Source organism: Ureibacillus thermophilus (genome assembly GCF_004331915.1).
Lineage (GTDB): Bacteria > Bacillota > Bacilli > Bacillales_A > Planococcaceae > Ureibacillus > Ureibacillus thermophilus.
Genome location: NZ_CP036528.1, coordinates 1,398,846 through 1,416,344, shown reverse-complemented (window position 1 = coordinate 1,416,344; position 17,499 = coordinate 1,398,846). Strand labels below are relative to the sequence as shown.

The 17,499-nt window shown below is 39.0% G+C and carries 18 protein-coding genes; 1 reads left to right on the top strand and 17 read right to left on the bottom strand.

The genetic code is table 11. The features are described from left to right. Positions 1-19: 19 nt before the first annotated feature. From hslU to DKZ56_RS06930, 11 genes are all read right to left on the bottom strand, one after another. Positions 20-1,408 carry an ATP-dependent protease ATPase subunit HslU gene (gene hslU / locus DKZ56_RS06980; protein WP_208652010.1) on the bottom strand — a complete coding sequence of 463 codons (1,389 nt, stop codon included), beginning with the start codon at positions 1,406-1,408 and terminating at the stop codon, positions 20-22. Next, positions 1,405-1,950: an ATP-dependent protease subunit HslV gene (gene hslV, locus DKZ56_RS06975; RefSeq protein ID WP_208652009.1), complete on the bottom strand. Its 546-nt coding sequence runs from the start codon at positions 1,948-1,950 to the stop codon at positions 1,405-1,407. Before hslV ends, hslU begins: the two co-directional genes overlap by 4 nt. Positions 1,951-1,969: 19 nt before the next feature. Next, positions 1,970-2,854, bottom strand: coding sequence for a tyrosine recombinase XerC (gene xerC / locus DKZ56_RS06970; protein ID WP_208652191.1), 885 nt, complete (start codon positions 2,852-2,854; stop codon positions 1,970-1,972). A gap of 260 nt (positions 2,855-3,114) precedes the next feature. After that, entirely contained in the window at positions 3,115-4,428 is a 1,314-nt protein-coding gene (gene trmFO, locus DKZ56_RS06965; protein WP_208652008.1) for an FADH(2)-oxidizing methylenetetrahydrofolate--tRNA-(uracil(54)-C(5))-methyltransferase TrmFO, read from the bottom strand. Between the two features lie 18 nt (positions 4,429-4,446). After that, positions 4,447-6,522 carry a type I DNA topoisomerase gene (topA, locus tag DKZ56_RS06960; protein WP_208652007.1) on the bottom strand — a complete coding sequence of 692 codons (2,076 nt, stop codon included), beginning with the start codon at positions 6,520-6,522 and terminating at the stop codon, positions 4,447-4,449. A gap of 106 nt (positions 6,523-6,628) precedes the next feature. Continuing rightward, positions 6,629-7,510, bottom strand: coding sequence for a DNA-processing protein DprA (gene dprA / locus DKZ56_RS06955; RefSeq protein WP_208652006.1), 882 nt, complete (start codon positions 7,508-7,510; stop codon positions 6,629-6,631). A 92-nt stretch (positions 7,511-7,602) separates the two neighbouring features. Then, the gene (gene sucD / locus DKZ56_RS06950) at positions 7,603-8,505 is read right to left on the bottom strand and encodes a succinate--CoA ligase subunit alpha (protein WP_208652005.1); all 903 of its coding nucleotides are present in this window, start codon (positions 8,503-8,505) and stop codon (positions 7,603-7,605) included. 18 nt (positions 8,506-8,523) lie between these two features. Further along, on the bottom strand, positions 8,524-9,684 hold the full coding sequence (gene sucC / locus DKZ56_RS06945) for an ADP-forming succinate--CoA ligase subunit beta (protein WP_208652004.1): 1,161 nt from the start codon (positions 9,682-9,684) through the stop codon (positions 8,524-8,526). Positions 9,685-9,860: 176 nt separating this feature from the next. Continuing rightward, the gene (locus DKZ56_RS06940; RefSeq protein WP_208652003.1) at positions 9,861-10,133 is read right to left on the bottom strand and encodes an EscU/YscU/HrcU family type III secretion system export apparatus switch protein; all 273 of its coding nucleotides are present in this window, start codon (positions 10,131-10,133) and stop codon (positions 9,861-9,863) included. Beyond that, positions 10,130-12,178 (bottom strand): hypothetical protein, encoded by a 2,049-nt coding sequence (locus tag DKZ56_RS06935; protein WP_208652002.1) that lies wholly within the window; start codon positions 12,176-12,178, stop codon positions 10,130-10,132. The genes DKZ56_RS06940 and DKZ56_RS06935 overlap by 4 nt, the downstream gene beginning before the upstream one ends. After that, positions 12,175-12,954 (bottom strand): ribonuclease HII, encoded by a 780-nt coding sequence (locus DKZ56_RS06930; RefSeq protein WP_208652001.1) that lies wholly within the window; start codon positions 12,952-12,954, stop codon positions 12,175-12,177. The genes DKZ56_RS06935 and DKZ56_RS06930 overlap by 4 nt, the downstream gene beginning before the upstream one ends. A gap of 148 nt (positions 12,955-13,102) precedes the next feature. Between DKZ56_RS06930 and DKZ56_RS06925 the strand changes: the two genes are divergently transcribed. Continuing rightward, positions 13,103-13,603 carry a PCYCGC motif-containing (lipo)protein gene (locus tag DKZ56_RS06925; protein ID WP_208652000.1) on the top strand — a complete coding sequence of 167 codons (501 nt, stop codon included), beginning with the start codon at positions 13,103-13,105 and terminating at the stop codon, positions 13,601-13,603. 53 nt (positions 13,604-13,656) lie between these two features. On the opposite strand, the gene ylqF is transcribed toward DKZ56_RS06925, so the two are convergent. The 6 genes from ylqF to DKZ56_RS06895 all read right to left on the bottom strand — a co-directional run bounded on the left by ylqF (position 13,657) and on the right by DKZ56_RS06895 (position 17,496). Next, entirely contained in the window at positions 13,657-14,532 is an 876-nt protein-coding gene (gene ylqF / locus DKZ56_RS06920; RefSeq protein ID WP_208651999.1) for a ribosome biogenesis GTPase YlqF, read from the bottom strand. Positions 14,533-14,588: 56 nt separating this feature from the next. Continuing rightward, positions 14,589-15,152: a signal peptidase I gene (gene lepB, locus DKZ56_RS06915; protein WP_208651998.1), complete on the bottom strand. Its 564-nt coding sequence runs from the start codon at positions 15,150-15,152 to the stop codon at positions 14,589-14,591. Positions 15,153-15,259: 107 nt separating this feature from the next. After that, positions 15,260-15,604 carry a 50S ribosomal protein L19 gene (gene rplS / locus DKZ56_RS06910; RefSeq protein ID WP_208651997.1) on the bottom strand — a complete coding sequence of 115 codons (345 nt, stop codon included), beginning with the start codon at positions 15,602-15,604 and terminating at the stop codon, positions 15,260-15,262. Between the two features lie 189 nt (positions 15,605-15,793). Next, positions 15,794-16,531, bottom strand: a complete 738-nt coding sequence (gene trmD / locus DKZ56_RS06905; RefSeq protein ID WP_208651996.1) for a tRNA (guanosine(37)-N1)-methyltransferase TrmD — start codon at positions 16,529-16,531, stop codon at positions 15,794-15,796. Then, positions 16,528-17,049: a ribosome maturation factor RimM gene (rimM, locus tag DKZ56_RS06900; protein ID WP_208651995.1), complete on the bottom strand. Its 522-nt coding sequence runs from the start codon at positions 17,047-17,049 to the stop codon at positions 16,528-16,530. The genes trmD and rimM overlap by 4 nt, the downstream gene beginning before the upstream one ends. A 216-nt stretch (positions 17,050-17,265) precedes the next feature. Then, positions 17,266-17,496: a KH domain-containing protein gene (locus DKZ56_RS06895; RefSeq protein WP_208651994.1), complete on the bottom strand. Its 231-nt coding sequence runs from the start codon at positions 17,494-17,496 to the stop codon at positions 17,266-17,268. Positions 17,497-17,499: the final 3 nt, after the last annotated feature.

Sequence of the window (17,499 nt, the reverse complement as noted above, 5' to 3'; positions counted from 1 at the left end):
TTCTTCTATAGTCCATCTTTTATAAAATAAACTGCGACAAATCCTTGTTTTTTGAAATCTCGCCGAGTTTTTTATCGACATAGGAACGGGTAATTTGCACATGCGTCGGTGCAATTTCTGGAGCTTCAAAAGATAGTTCTTCCAGCAAACGTTCCATTATGGTATGCAATCTTCTTGCACCAATATTGTCTGTTTGTTGGTTCACTTCCGTTGCTATTTCAGCAATCCGCTCAATGGCATCATCGGAAAAATCAACGGAAATGCCTTCTGTTTCAAGCAAAGCCTTATATTGCAATATGAGAGATTGATCCGGTTCTTTCAAAATCCGGACAAAATCTTCTTTTGTCAACTTCTCCAATTCCACACGGATTGGGAATCGGCCCTGCAATTCCGGAATTAAATCGCTTGGTTTTGACATATGGAAAGCTCCGGCAGCAATAAACAACATATAATCCGTTTTAACTGGTCCATATTTTGTAGGTACCGTTGAACCTTCCACAATCGGTAAAATATCTCGTTGTACCCCTTCTCGGGATACATCAGCAGAAGAATGTTGGCCACGACTGGCAATTTTGTCAATTTCATCAATGAAAATAATGCCCGATTGTTCTGCCCGTTTAATGGCTTCTTGGGCCAATTCCTCGGAATCGATCAGCTTGTTCGCCTCTTCGATCGTTAAAACACGGCGGGCATCTTTTACTTTCATGCGTCGTTTTTTCGTTTTCTTTGGCACAAGGCTTGATAGCATATCTTGCATGCCGCTTGAACCCAGCTCCGGCATTCCTGGAATCATCATGTCAAGGAATGCGGTGTTTTGTTCAGTCACTTCCACTGTAACCCATTCTTCTTCCAATTTACCGGCTAATAAATCTTCCTTTACTTTGGAACGTTTCATGCGGATTTCCGCTTCATCTTGGGAATCCGATGCGCTTTCCGTTTTTTGACCACCAAAGAAGATTTCAAATGGATTTTGTGTCATTTTGGTTTTTGTTTTAGATGGAACAAGTAATTTTACCAATGCTTCGTTCGCTTGTTGCACCGCTTGGTCTTTTACTTTTTCCATCATTTCTTCTTTCACAAGTCTTCTAGAGGCTTCGACAAGATCACGAACCATCGATTCCACATCTCTGCCGACATAACCTACTTCTGTAAACTTCGTCGCTTCTACCTTTACAAAGGGAGCGTTTGTGAGTTTTGCAATTCTCCGAGCAATTTCTGTCTTCCCAACACCGGTAGGTCCTATCATTAAAATATTTTTTGGAATGACTTCATTTTTTAATTCATCATTAAGGAGAGATCTTCGGTATCGATTTCTTAACGCAATGGCTACAGCCCTTTTTGCAGCATCTTGGCCTACGATATATCTGTTTAACTGTTCAACAATTTGTCTTGGCGTAAGTGTTGTCATTCGTCTAGCGCCTCCACAATAATATGATGGTTTGTATACACGCAAATATCGGCTGCTATAGTCAGAGCCGCCTTTGCAATTTGTTCGGCTGTCATCTGCTCTCCTGCATGCTGTTTTAAAGCTCTTCCAGCTGCAAGGGCATAATTCCCGCCGGAACCAATTGCAAGAATGCCATCGTCTGGCTCTATTACTTCACCGGTACCTGAAATCAATAGCAGCGTATTTTTATCCATAACTAATAAAAGTGCCTCTAATTGACGAAGAATTTTATCTCCCCGCCATTGTTTCGCCACTTCGACCGCTGCCCTTTTCAGATTGCCGCTATATTCGTTCAATTTTGATTCAAACATTTCAAATAACGTAAATGCATCGGCGACCGAACCAGCAAAACCGGCCAATACTTGCCCGTTAAATAGTTTTCTTACTTTTCTTGCGGTGTGTTTCATCACCACAGAATTTCCTAATGTGACTTGCCCGTCGCCAGCCATTGCACATCTGCCTTTATGATGAATGGCAAATATTGTAGTAGCATGCATTTCCATTTATTATCCCTCCTTACCATTATGCTCTCGGATGCGCCTTCATATAAGTACTTCGCAGGTGTTCCTTTGTCACATGGGTGTAAATTTGAGTGGAGGATAAATTTGCATGTCCGAGCATTTCCTGCACTGACCGTAAATCTGCTCCATTATTCAATAAATGCGTAGCAAACGTATGACGCAGCATATGAGGATAAATCTTTGTATGCATGCTCGCTTTCTGAATCATTTCATTTAAAATATAACGAACACCATCGTCCGTTAGTTCTCCACCACGCAAATTTACAAACAATCGATTATGTTTTTTGTTTTTCATTAAAATCGGCCGGGCTTCATTAACATATTTCAATAAAGCATCATGTGCATATTGTCCAAAGGGAACTATTCTTTCCTTCCGGCCTTTTCCCATCACCCGGAGAATAGAGTAATGGAAATCTATATCATCCAATTCAATGGCAACACATTCACTGACGCGGATGCCTGTAGCGTACAACAATTCTAATATCGCCATATTTCGGATAGATTTTAAATCTTCTCCTTTATTTGCTTCAAAAAGCTGTGCCAGTTCATCTTCATAAAAAAAATGAGGCAATAATTTTTCTTTTTTTGGATGGTATAAAGATAGGAAGGGTGATGCATCCATGCCATAATCCCGATTCAGAAAACGGAAGAATGTACGGATTGAAGAAATTTTTCTAGAAATTGTCGCCCTGGACATTTTTTCTTCATAAAGCTTTGTTACAAAAAGCCGCGCATGCAAATACTCCACTTCTTTGAAGTCTTCAATTCCTTCCAAATTCAAAAATTCGATGAACTGCATTATATCTCGTTCATATTCTTTCACCGTGTGAACAGAAAAGTTTTTTTCCACTTGAATTACTCGGAGAAATTCATCAAGCGCTTTCATTGGCTGAATGTTCAACCAAACCACCTCTATTCGGAGCACCAACATGATTGGCACATTCTAGTCATTCCAACTGCAATGCACATTTAGTGAAAACATCCATTCAAGACTGTATACCTAACTTGCAATTACATCAAGTAAAAAGTTAATCAATAATATTAAAATTCAGTATATCTTCACAATTTGTTAATAAATCATCATTTATTAAATTGGGCATAAGAATAGCCTCTAAAATTATAGCAACATTTAGAGGCTAAAATCAATTATATCGTTTGAGAATTCATAAAATTTTGAATTATGGCAATTGCACGCTCAGCATGCTTTAATGCTCGTTCTTGTTTTGACTTGATGCGTTCGCCAAGTTCTGGAAAAATACCGAAGTTGACATTCATCGGTTGGAAGTTCTTTGAATCTGCTTCTGTAATATACCGGGCCATGCTTCCTAAAGCCGTTTCGATAGGAAATTCGACAGGTTCTTTTCCTAGTGCTAAGCGGGCTGCATTGATTCCTGCGATTAGTCCGCTTCCTGCAGATTCAACATATCCTTCCACTCCCGTCATTTGTCCAGCGAAAAATAAGTTCGGACGGGATTTTAATTGATATGTTTTCATCAAAACTTTTGGCGAGTTGATGAACGTATTGCGATGCATCACACCATAACGGACGATTTCAACATTTTCCAAACCAGGGATTAAACGGAATACTTCTTTTTGAGCACCCCATTTTAAATGAGTTTGGAAACCTACTATATTATATAAAGTTCCCGCCGCATTATCTTGTCGAAGCTGCACCACCGCATATGGCCGTTCCCCAGTTCTCGGATCTTCCAATCCTACTGGTTTTAACGGGCCAAATAATAATGTTTTTGGTCCACGTTTTGCCATAACTTCAATTGGCATACAACCTTCAAAGTATATTTCCTTTTCAAAATCTTTCAATTCGACGACTTCCGCATTCACTAATGCTTCATAAAACCGTTCAAATTCTTCCTTTGTCATCGGGCAATTTAAATAGGCTGCTTCCCCTTTATCATAACGGGACTTCAAGTATACTTTATCCATATTGATGCTGTCTTTCTCCACAATTGGAGCAGCTGCATCATAGAAATAAAGATACTCTTCTCCTGTCAACTCTTGTATTTTTTTAGCCAATGCTTCAGACGTTAACGGACCTGTCGCAATGACTGTAATGCCTTCTGGAATTTCCGTTACCTCTTCATTGACAATTTCAACAAGTGGATGGTTTTTCAATTGTTCTGTTACAAATCCAGAAAACTCATGCCGGTCAACAGCCAGCGCCCCACCAGCAGGAAGGCTTGCTGAATCCGCAGCCTTGATGATTAATGAGTTCATAATTCTCATTTCTTCTTTCAAAACACCAACTGCATTTGTAAGGGCATTGGCGCGCAAGGAGTTGGAACAAACCAACTCAGCAAATTTATCGGTGTGATGGGCTGGCGTTTGTTTAACCGGTCTCATTTCATATAATTTTACTTTGACGCCGCGGCTTGCAATTTGCCAAGCCGCTTCACTTCCTGCAAGTCCTGCTCCGATTACATTTACAACTTGTTCTGTCATTTGATCATCTTCCTAACTTTATTGTGTAGATTCTTCATAGTCGCAATTTGTACATTGAACTTGTACACCTTTTTTCACTTTCTTTTCAACTAATAATGAATTGCATTTTGGACAAGGTCTACTAATCGGCTTATCCCAAGACATAAAATCGCAGTCTGGATATTTTTCACAACCGTAAAACACTCGTTTTGTTTTACTTTTCCGTTCCACAATTTCACCGGTTTTACATTTTGGACATTTTACGCCGATTGGTTTTGTAATAGTTTTTGTATTTCGGCATTCCGGGAAATTGGAACAAGCCATAAATTTCCCATATCTCCCTAATTTATAGACCATTGGTGCACCGCATATTTCACAGTCTTCACCTGTTGGTTCATCTTTAATTTCAATTTTTTCAATGGCTTCATCAGCATATTGGAGATGTTTTTCAAAATCTTTATAAAAATTATCAATAATTTGGATCCAGTCAATTTTTCCTTCCTCGATTTTGTCTAAATCCGCTTCCATTTTTGCTGTAAATTCGATGTCAATAATTTCTGGGAAAAATTCAACCATTAATGAATGGACGATTTCCCCCAGCTCCGTTGGTACAAAGCGTTTATTATCGAGTTGTACATATCCGCGTCTTTGAATAACATCAAGGGTTGGTGCATAGGTGGAAGGCCTTCCAATGCCAAGTTCTTCTAATTCTTTTACAAGTCTTGCTTCCGTATAGCGTGGAGGCGGTTGAGTGAAATGTTGCTTTGGATTAATTTCTACAGATTTAATTTTGTCCCCCACTTGTAAATCGGGAAGCATTTTTGTAGTTTCTTCCGTTTGGTCGTCTGTTCCTTCCACATAGACTTTCATAAACCCTGAAAATTTCACTTGTGAACCATTTGCCCGGAAGATGCAGTCCGAATTTTTTAGTTCCACTGTCACTGTATCCAATACAGCCGGCGCCATTTGGCTGGCTACAAAACGATCCCAAATTAGGCGGTAAAGTCTCAGTTGGTCGCGTGTTAGCACATCTTTCAATTGTTCAGGCGTTCTCATAACGCTGGTTGGACGAATGGCTTCGTGGGCATCTTGGGCAGCTGGTTGTTTTTTCACCTTTTGAATTTCCCCAGCCACATATTCCTTACCATATTGATCGTAAATATATTGCATTGCTTCTGCTTTTGCAGCCTCTGAAACCCGCGTTGAATCTGTACGCATGTAAGTAATTAACCCGACTGTTCCTTCTTGTTTTCCAATATCAATTCCTTCATAAAGCTGCTGGGCAATCATCATCGTCTTTTTCGCCCGGAAATTTAATTTCCTTGCTGCTTCTTGCTGAAGGGAGGAAGTTGTAAAAGCTGGAGCTGGATTTCTTTTTCTCTCCTTTTTCGTTACATTTAAAACTTCAAATTCGGAACCTTCTATTTTTTGAAGAATTTCTTCAACTTGTTTTTGATTTGTCAGTTTTACTTTTTCTTTTCCATTTCCGAAATATAAAGCTTCAAATTGCTTTTTATCCTTTTCAAATTTTCCTTCAATTGTCCAATATTCTTCATGAACGAAATTTTTAATCTCATTTTCCCTGTCGATAATAAGACGCAACGCAACAGACTGCACTCGGCCAGCCGATAGTCCTTTTTTGACTTTTTTCCATAATATTGGGCTTATATTGTAACCAACAAGCCGGTCTAATACTCTGCGTGCTTGTTGGGCATCCACAAGATGTTTATTAATGGGCCTAGGATGCTTGAACGATTCTAATATCGCATCCTTTGTAATTTCGTTAAATACCACCCGACATTCACTTTCTGTATCGATATTTAACGCTTTCGCTAAATGATATGCAATCGCTTCACCTTCTCGGTCAGGGTCGGCTGCAAGAAATACTTTTTTCGCCTTTTTGGCAGCAGTTTTTAACTCCTGCAAGATCGGGCCTTTTCCGCGGATTGTTATATATTTAGGTTGATAATTATTTTCCGTATCAATCCCCATTTGGCTTTTAGGAAGATCGATTACATGTCCAATGGATGCTTTTACTTTATATTTTTTTCCTAAATAGCGTTCAATGGTTTTCGCTTTTGCTGGTGATTCCACTATCACTAAATAATCTGCCATCTAACTTCCTCCTCACTAGAGGCACCTTGATAAATGATTAAAGAAATTCCTGAAGCAAAATGTATAACAGTTTGAATAATATTGCAACTTTTTTTCAATAGATTCCCTAAAAAAACAAATTTAGTTCCTCTAAAATTTGCTGTCCATTCCATACAGGAGTAGCCCCTTCTCTCAATAAATAATTAGTTCCTTCCGACAGTTTCGAATCAATGGGACCTGGGACAACAAAAACGTCTTTTCCGTGTTCTAAAGCATGATCTGTTGTAATTAATGTTCCGCTTTTTCTAGCAGCTTCTGTTACGACGATCGCCTCGCTAATACCACTTATAATACGATTTCTTAGGGGAAAATGCCACTTTTTGGGGCCCGCATATGGCGGAAACTCAGTAACCAATAAATGATTTTTCCCCATTTCCTTCGCTAAGTTTTCATTTTGTTTCGGATAAACATAAAACAATCCGTTTCCTAATATGCCAATCGTTTTTCCACCAAATCGAATGGCTGCTAAATGGGCCATCGTATCCGCACCTTTGGCAAGCCCGCTGACAATGATGAAATCTCTTTCAATCAACGGAGGAATAATGGCCTCCAAGGCTTTTATTGTATAGTCTGTTGCCATTCTGGAACCGATAATAGCAATTTTTCTTTTTTTCAGTAATGAAAGATCCCCTTTTGCATAAAGAACCGCTGGCGGATCAATCAAGGTGAATAAAGAACGGGGGTAATTGGAATCAGTATATGGAATAACATGGATTCCTTTATCATTATATGCATCATATAAATTATTTTTTAATATTCTCTTATAATTTATTAAAATCTGATTGGCATTTTCTGATGAAAGATGGAGAATGGTTTGCAATTTTGCAGGAGATAATTCAATGAGAGCTTGGAGGGAAGAAATTTCATTTAATAGTTTTTTCAGCTTGTTTAATGGTAGAGGGTAAACATAGTGGAGGGCTAATAACTCATTCAACGAAAATGAGTCCACTGAACCACTCCTTCAAGAAATGATTTGTGACCGCCATAAATATAGAAAGGGAATGAAAAAGTGTAACGCACAATGGCGCTACACTTTTTAGTTTAATGGGTTTTACATTTTTCGTATAGTCCTTTTTCTTTCAAAACTTTAATTAATGTTTCCCCGATGACGGATGGTGTTGGTGCAACCTCAATTCCCGCATCATTCATCGCTTTAATTTTTTCTTTTGCTGTACCTTTCCCACCGGAAATAATTGCTCCCGCATGTCCCATTCGTTTACCAGGAGGGGCTGTTTGACCAGCGATGAATCCGACAACCGGTTTTCTCATGTTTTCTTTAATCCAAGCCGCCGCTTCTTCTTCCGCAGTACCGCCAATTTCTCCAATCATTACAACCGCATACGTTTCCGGATCTTCATTAAATTCTTTTAATACATCTACGAAACTTGTGCCATTTACCGGGTCACCACCGATACCAACCGCTGTTGTTTGCCCAATACCTGCTTCCGTTAATTGGTGTACCGCTTCATAAGTTAATGTACCGGAGCGGGATACAATTCCTACATGCCCTTTTTTCAAAATATATCCCGGCATAATTCCAATTTTGCATTCTTCAGCTGTCACGAGTCCAGGACAGTTTGGCCCTAGTAAGCGGGTTTTCTTCCCTTCCATATAACGCTTAACTTTCACCATGTCTAAAACTGGAATATGTTCAGTAATGCAACATGTAAATTCCAATTCTGCTTCCACCGCTTCTATAATCGCATCGGCGGCAAATGGTGCAGGAACGAAAATAACAGAAGCATTGGCGCCTGTTGCTGCTTTTGCTTCAGCCACCGTATTAAAGACAGGTACTCCTTCAATAATTTGTCCACCTTTACCAGGTGTCACACCTGCTACGATTTTCGTACCATATTCCAACATTTGTTTTGTGTGAAATAAAGCTGTATCTCCGGTAATTCCTTGAACAATGACTTTCGTATCTTTATTTACGTAAATCGCCATTCTACTCCCCAGCCTTTCTTACTTTACAAGTTCAATGATTTTTTGTGCGCCTTCAGCCATTGAAGTTGTACCGATAATATTTAAACCGGATTGATTTAATATTTCTTTTCCGAGTTTGGAATTTGTCCCTTCCAAGCGAACAACTAACGGAACGTTTAGACCTACTTCTTTCGCTGCAGCAACAACACCTTCTGCGATGACATCACATTTCATAATTCCCCCAAAGATATTGATGAAAATACCTTTTACATTTGGATCGGAAAGAATAATTTTAAATGCTTCCGTCACCTTTTCTGTATTTGCACCGCCTCCAACATCCAAGAAGTTGGCTGGAGAGCCCCCATAGTAGCTGATTGTGTCCATGGTAGCCATCGCAAGCCCTGCACCGTTTACAAGGCAACCAATATTTCCATCCAAGGAAATATAGTTCAAATCATATTTGGATGCTTGAATTTCTTTCGGGTCTTCTTCATCAAAATCACGTAGTTCAACAATATCAGGATGACGATAAAGGGCGTTGCCATCAAAATTAAATTTCGCATCTAGCGCCATAATTTTGTCGTCTTCTGTCAAAACAAGTGGATTAATTTCAAGAATAGAAGCATCTTTTTCTACAAAAGCTGTATATAATCCAATCATAAGTTTAACAGCTTGATTTAGTAATTTTGTAGGAATTTCCATGTTAAGCGCCAATCTTCTCGCTTGGAATGGTAATAAACCTGTCACCGGATCAATCACTTCTTTGAAAATTTTCTCAGGTGATTGTTCCGCCACTTCTTCAATTTCCATTCCGCCTTCAGAAGAACCCATCACAGTAATTCGGGAAGTGGAACGGTCTAATATGAAACTTAAATAATACTCTTTTTTTATTTCGCAGCCTTCTTCAATATAAAGGCGTTTAACTTCTTTTCCTTGAGGACCTGTTTGTTTTGTGACTAATTTTTTTCCTAGCAATTCTTTTGCGTATGCTCGTACCTCATCTAAATTTTTCGCCACTTTTACCCCGCCAGCTTTTCCTCGTCCGCCTGCATGGATTTGCGCTTTTACTACAATAATATTTGAATTAAGTTCCTTCGCCACTTTTACAGCCTCTTCTGGAGAAAAAGCGACTCTGCCGTTCGGAACTGCCACTCCATAGTTTCTAAGTATTTCCTTCCCCTGATACTCATGGATATTCATTTGCCATCCTCCAATTCACCAATAATCGGAAAAAAATTCTGACTATTATTATTTTAATCAAATGTTTATCAAATGTCTATATTCTCGTTTTTCGTAAAAATAAACTAGTTTTAGACATTTTTTTCTGCATTATGCACATAATACCCTTTTACTTTTACAATATCGCTATAATCTTGTCAACTATTTGAACTAATTTTTCTGTCTAAACGATAAATAAAAGCGAAAACTTCCGCCACCGCTTCATACAAATCGGGGGGGATGGATTCGTTTAAATCTAGTTGTCCCAATAGTTCTACAAGATTTGGATCTTCATAGATTGGAACATGATGCTCCTCCGCTTTTTGAAGAATATTTTCCGCAATTTTCCCTTTCCCTTTTGCCACTACTCTTGGACTTGTGTCTTCAGGATTATATAAAAGGGCAATCGCTTCCTTTCGTTTTTCTTTCATATGCGAATATCTACCCCCTTATGAGGCGTCTTACAATCATTGCCTTTTTCCATTGTTTTTGATAGACTTTCCTTTTTCGCGAAAGGTTTAAACATTACGCCAGATAGATGATAATTTCTTTCTTCCAAGCCGGCTTTTAATGTTTTTTTCAATGGCTCTGCAAATACTTCCAACCCTTTTTGTTCATTGTATACATAAATCGTCACAATTCGATTTTGCACTTGCATATCAATGACCGTTTCTTTTAAAGCCTCCAGATTTAAATAGAATAGAATTCGAGCAAAATCGGAATCAATTTTACCATCTTTATTCATTCTGCCATTCCATTGAACCGTCGCATCCACCTGTTTTCCTAAAAAGTGCAATGGAATTTGCATGATGATTTGATGCTGATGTCCTGCTTCTCCGGATAAAAGCTGCATGCCATTTAAGCGTGCAAGAAGGATTTCTGCCGCATTTTTTAATTCCGCCGGTGAATGTTCATCCTGCACGAGCAACAACAATTGAGGCTTTAAAGACTGCATCATTGTTTCGATATCTGCATTTTTGTTCAATGCCGCTTCAAAGCTCAATCCAAGGTTTTTTAAAATCGTATGAATGGCTTTTTCCATCCCTTGGCCGTTTAATTTGGAAAGCAGCGTTGCTTCCGATTCTGCGAGCATCGCCTTTGTTGCCTGTTCGTTCGAATTTTCAAAAATTTTGGCTATATTTTTTAATGCGATTTCGGGATTTTCAGCCAATTCGTGTTTTAAAAGCGACAAAAGTTGAACCTTTGGGGAAATACCTTGTTCTTTTGTGAATATTCCATTAAGTGTTTGTTCTGAATAAGCTTTTAAAAGTTCTGTATGAAGCTGTTTCACTAATTGCTCGCTATGATTAGATCCTTCAAAAGATTTGACCAGTTGGTGGATGGCATTTTTTTGCTGTGCCGATAAGTTTGGTTCATTTTCAATAAACTGTGTAATTTGTTGAATCTTTTGAGCCATTGACGGGTTGGAGTTAAATTGCAGTTGGGAAATAAAGCTTCCTGCCGTTTCGTTGCGGGAAGAAACTTTGAGCAAATTCAACCAATTTTCTAAGTTAGCTTCCTTCGGCAATATGGCTGCTTCTTTTAAAATATTTAACGCTGCCGTTTTTACTGCAGAATCTTTGGCCAATAGTTTCGCTTCTTTGAAGGCGTTCAATGTCTCGTTTCTAGGCGTCGGCCCATTTGTTAAAATTTTAGCCTCTTTAGAAGCTTGGTTTGCAGGTAGTTCGCTGGATGCAAGCTTTGCTTCATTCAATCCTTCGTTTTTCAACGCTGAACCTTGAATTAAAAGATTCAACGCGTCTTTTGAATTTGCTCCTTGTTCACTTTGCAAAAGAATGTTTATAGAACGAGCAATCATCATCCCAGCTTTTTCAGTTTGAAAAGGTTTGGCAATGGACTCTATGGCATTGAATAGATTGGCTTTTACTTGCGGGGATATTTGGCTATTTTGTTCAAGCAACTTAACAAATTGCTCGAGATTTTTTGTGATGCCATTTGTTTTAGAACCAAAAAGGAGCGCTTTAAACCCTTCTTCTGTAAATGGGATTTTTAAATCCACCAATTTTTGCAATGCTTGCAGCGCTTCCTGCTTTAATACGCCCTCCGGCAAATTTTTTAACCAGCTCTCTGCTTGCAGCAATTGCTCCTTTGCAATCGGCAGTTGATTTTTAAGAAAATGGGACAACAATTGCTGCATCTCTTGGCTCTTTGGCAAATTTAAAGATTCCATCAATTGCTGCACATTCAAAGAATCCTTCACAATAGGCCCAGAAACCACTTTCAATTGCGCTTCAGGATTTGTGCTTGTCACTTGAAAAAAATGCGCATCTCCCACCTTTAAAGGCGTTTCTAGCTTTGCCACAAGCCGATGCCCGCCTATTTGAATTTCGGCTGTTTGATTTGGATATAATTGTTTTACACTGCCATAAAAAACTTGCCCTTGTTTTAATACTAAAGGGCTTTTTTGAACGTTCATCTGCTGATTTTGAATCGGTTGAAAGGAAGGAATGGTCATAGCTTCACCTTCTCCTCTAGCATGGATTTAATTGGTTCAAAGGTTTTCCGATGATGAACAGTCGGTCCAAACCGTTCAATGGCTTCCAAATGTTCCTTTGTGCCGTATCCGGCGTTTTTGTCGAATCCGTATTGAGGATATTGTTTATGTAGTTCTTCCATATATAAATCCCGTTCATGTTTCGCTAATATGGATGCCGCGCCAATGGCAAGGCTTTTCGCATCGCCCTTTACTATCGCTTCTTGTTGTATATCTATTGGAATTGAGACGGCATCCGCAATGACAAAATCCGGACGAATTTTTAAATTTTCTACGCATGTTTTCATCGATTGTTTTGTCGCTTCTAAAATATTGATTTCATCAATGACTTCCGCACTTTGAAAATGAATGTAATAATCGATGGCGTGTTTTTTTATAATCTCTGCAAATTCCGCCCGTTTCTTTTTGGAAAGTTGTTTTGAATCGTTAACTCCAACCAACTCCGGGCAATCTTTAGGCAAAATGACAGCGCAAGTCACGACCGGTCCGGCTAAAGGCCCTCTTCCCGCTTCATCCACTCCCGCTAAATAAGCGCCTTCAAAGGGAAGGAAACTTTCGTCAAAAGATTGTTTTTGCCGGAATTGTTCATGTAATTTTTTTTGTTTTTCCATCCGTTTTTGAAATTGCAAAAAAGCTTTTTGTACGCTTGCCCGTTCGTCCTTTTCTAGTTCCTGCATCCATGGTTCATAGGTTTTCGCGTTTTTTAACGCTTCTACAATTTCTTTTATTGTTTTCATATAAAACTCATTCTTTCTCCTATTTTTATTTTATATCGGTTTCATTCCATAGCTTATAAGACTATAGAGTTATTCTACCCCTGTTGTACTGGCCCATCAATTTATTTTATAATGATGGGGAATAGAATAGGTCATGGAGGAAAAAAAAATGAATAAACTGTACATTGTATTGATACTTTTAATCCTGCTAATTGCCTGCAATGAGGAATCAGCACAACATGAAAAGAAAAGTCCAATGGAACATCATGAAGAAAGCCATACGCAGCACAATCCGTTGTCCGGAGATTTGCAGGAACTTACTGCTAAGGAGGAATTGCCTGCTTTTTTAAAGGAAAAACATGAAACAGTGTCAGCTGTATATAAAATCGCTTTAGAATATGCTGATGTATTAGAGTGGATTCCTTGCTATTGCGGATGTGGGGAATCAGCAGGCCACAGAAGCAGTTTAAATTGCTTCATCGCAGAAATTCGGGAAGATGAAGTGCTTTGGGATGACCACGGAACCCGCTGCCAAGTTTGCTTGGAGATTGCCGTTGAATCAGCAAAACTAGCCAAAGATGGGAAATCCATTCAAGAAATTAGGACATATATCGACGAAAAATATCAAGAAGGCTACTCCACTCCAACTCCAACCGAAATGCCTGCATAATAAAAAACCATCCATCAAGTTTCTTATTTCAAACTTGACGGATGGTTTTTCCATTAATTTTCAACCGTTTCTTTTTCTAATTCTTCTTCCACAAAATCAAAGGTCAGCTTTCCTAATTCTAAATTGCGAATGTCTCGGACAATCAACTCCGATACACGGTCATAATCAATTTCACCGCCTGCGCCTAACACATTGCGCAATCTTCCAATATGGTCAAAAGTTTTCACGATTTCCTCATCTACCGAGTCGATTCCATAACGCTCCCGCATTTGTTCTGGGTAATGGGTGGACAAAAAGTTCAATGCGTAGACGGCCAAATCTTCCATATTGATAATGGCATCTTTAATTGCTCCCGTCAGCGCAAGCTTCAATCCCACTTCTGGATCTTCGAATTTCGGCCATAAAATCCCTGGCGTGTCCAAAAGTTCCAGCTCTTTTCCGACCTTCACCCATTGCTGAGCTTTCGTCACACCAGGAGTATTTCCTGTTTTGGCTACGTTTCTTTTAGCCAATCGATTGATTAATGTGGACTTTCCTACGTTCGGTATTCCCACAATCATTGCACGGATGGCGCGGTTTTTCATGCCTTTTGCTCTCATGCGCGCCCACTTGTCCGCTAAAATCTCTTGGGCAGCTTTCGTTACTTGTTGCAGCCCTTTTCCTTGGAAGGAATTGACGGCAACCGCTTTAAACCCTTTATTTGAAAAATATTCAATCCATTTTTTCGTTTCGGATTCGTCTGCCATATCCGCTTTATTTAATAAAATCAACCTTGGTTTTTGCTGAATCACTTCATCAATCATCGGATTTCTTGAAGATAGCGGCAGGCGGGCATCCACAAGTTCAAAAACAATATCCACCAGTTTTAACTTTTCCTGAACTTCCCGCTTTGCTTTCGCCATGTGTCCCGGAAACCATTGAATTGTCACTTGAGTTCCTCCTTTCGCCAAAAAAAGAAAAGGAGTTGAACAGCTACTCCGCTCTTTTATTTCACAATTTTTACTTCACTTAAAGGCCAAAAGACAACATTGGTTTTACCAACGATTTTATCGATGCTGACAACACCTATATGTCGGCTATCTTTGCTGTAGCGTCGGTTATCTCCCATGACAAACACATACCCTTCTGGAATAACATCCATATTCGGGTCGATATCTTCAAGAGTAAAATCTTGCGTTAATTGGCCTTCTGAAAGTTGGGACTTATATTCATCCAAATAAGGTTCATCAATCGGTTCACCATTGACATAGAGCTGATCATCTTTATATTCAATATGCTCCCCTGGAAGACCGATAACTCGTTTAATATAGTCTTTTCCTTCCGGAGCATGGAACACAACGATATCAAATCTCTTTGGTTCTCCTAAACGATAACCGATTTTATTGACAATCATCTTATCCCCATCTTTTAAAGTCGGCATCATAGAATCTCCATCAACTACGATGGGAGTAAATAAAAAATATCGTATAACGACAGCAATGAGAAGAGCGATAATTAACGCCTTCGTCCATTCCCAAATCTCACTTTTTTCTTTTTTGCCTTTTTCCACGAGAGCGTCCCCTCCAAACCTGCTATCTACATTCTATTCCATTTTTATACTTCATGACAAGCAAAAGAAAGGAGGCTTTTTGAAACAAAGCCCCCTTAGTAGAAAAATTATAGAATTTCTTTGATACGTGCTGCTTTTCCGCGTAAATTGCGTAGATAGTAAAGTTTTGCACGACGTACTTTACCACGACGAACAACTTCTAATTTCGCAATTTTTGGTGAGTGTAGAGGGAATGTACGTTCAACACCTACACCGTAAGAAACTTTACGTACAGTAAATGTTTCGCTGATTCCGCCGCCACGACGTTTGATGACAACGCCTTCGAATGCTTGGATACGTTCGCGGTTACCTTCTAGAATTTTCACGTGTACGCGAACTGTATCACCAGGACGGAATTCAGGAAGGTCTGTGCGAAGTTGTTCTTTTGTAATTTCAGCAATAATATTTGACATCTTTTTTCTCCCCTTATATCGAATGTTCATATAGTATTGCCACTACAGCGGAACATCGTAATTAACGCTTCCCATAGAAGCACAAAGTGAATAATAACATAATTCAAGTCAATATGCAAGCGAAATCCGAAGAGACAAACAATCTACTAAAAGGGATGTTTATTCATATTAATCCAGCTTTTAAAATATTCATCTTTCTGTACTTTTTCTTTTTAATGTTTCGATATACGCCTTTTGTTTTGGCGTCAATTCCATTTGCTCCAATAAATCAGGTCTCCGCTCAAAAGTGCGCTTCAGCGACTGTTCCATTCGCCATTCTTCAATTTTTTGATGGTTTCCAGAGAGAAGCACGTCCGGCACTTTCATTCCTCTAAAGTCTTGGGGTCTTGTGTAATGAGGATGCTCCAATAGCCCTGTGGAAAAGGAATCATGAATATGGGAAGCTTCTTGTCCCAATACGCCTGGAATTAAACGTACGACCGCATCAATGACCGCCATTGCCGGTATTTCACCGCCTGTGAGCACAAAATCCCCAATCGAGATTTCATCGGTCACTAAATACTCCCGTATGCGCTCATCGTATCCTTCATAATGCCCACAAATCAATACCAGTTCCTCTTCTTGCGCCAGCTCTTCCGCTTTCTTCTGAGTAAACCTTTCACCTTGTGGACACATCAGGATGATTCGGGGATTCTTACCTTGGGTAATCTCCTCAACCGCACGAAACACCGGCTCCGGCTTCAATACCATGCCCGCTCCCCCGCCATAAGGATAATCGTCTACTTGTTTATGTTTATTGTCGCTAAAATCTCGGATATTGGAAACATGAATTTCCACAAGTCCTTTTTCTTGGGCTTTTTTTAAAATAGATGAACCAAACACCCCTGGAAACATTTCCGGGAATAATGTAAGCACATGTATTTTCATGATAATAATCCTTCCATCACATGAATGGTAATCCGTTTATTGTCCACATCAATCTCTTTTACGACATCTTCAATGTATGGAATATAGTATTTTTTTCCTTTTTGATCTTTCATTTCCCAAACATCATTGGCACCTGTTTCCAAAATATTGCTGATTTCACCTAGATGTTCGCCTTCCTCTGAATAAACTTGGCAGCCAATGATTTCAAAATAATAGTATTCATTTTCTTCCAATTCATCTTCGTTTAATTGGTCTTTTGATATTTTTAATAGGCTGTTTTTAAATGGCTCCACTTGATTGATGTTATCATAACCTTCAAAAGTCAATAAAATAAAGTTTTTATGTCTTCTGGCATTTTCAACAATCACCCATATCGGTTCTGAACGGTCATTTTTAAAAATGGCCAGTTTGGATCCTTTTTTAAATCGAATCTCTTCAAAATCAGTGGAAGAGAGAACTCTAACCTCTCCCCGAATGCCATGGGTGTTAACAATGCGGCCCACATTTAACCATTCCATTCAACAAACACCTCTTCTTTATAAATGAAGTTTTTCTACTGTTTCTTCTTTCATAATCGTACATTATTTATTTTGATGTTCCTAGTGATATTCATTTATTGATTCTTATCAATTTGTTGGATATTGGAGTTGGAAACAGGGACGCATCCTTTTCTTTGAAGCAGAATATCAACCTGCAATACGAATAAAAAGGGGCCGAAATAGCCCCTTTTTACATTAATCTAAAATATCGACGTATGTTTTTTTCTTGTGGTGACCGCTTGCTGAATAAACAATAGTCCGAATTGCTTTCGCAACACGACCGTGTTTCCCTATCACTTTTCCTCGATCTAAAGGATTCACAAAAAGCTTATAAACAATACGGTTCGCGTTTTCATCTTTTTCAACGCGCACGTCTTCTGGATAGTCAACAAGTGGTTTTACGATTGTTTCAATCAGCTGTTGCATGCG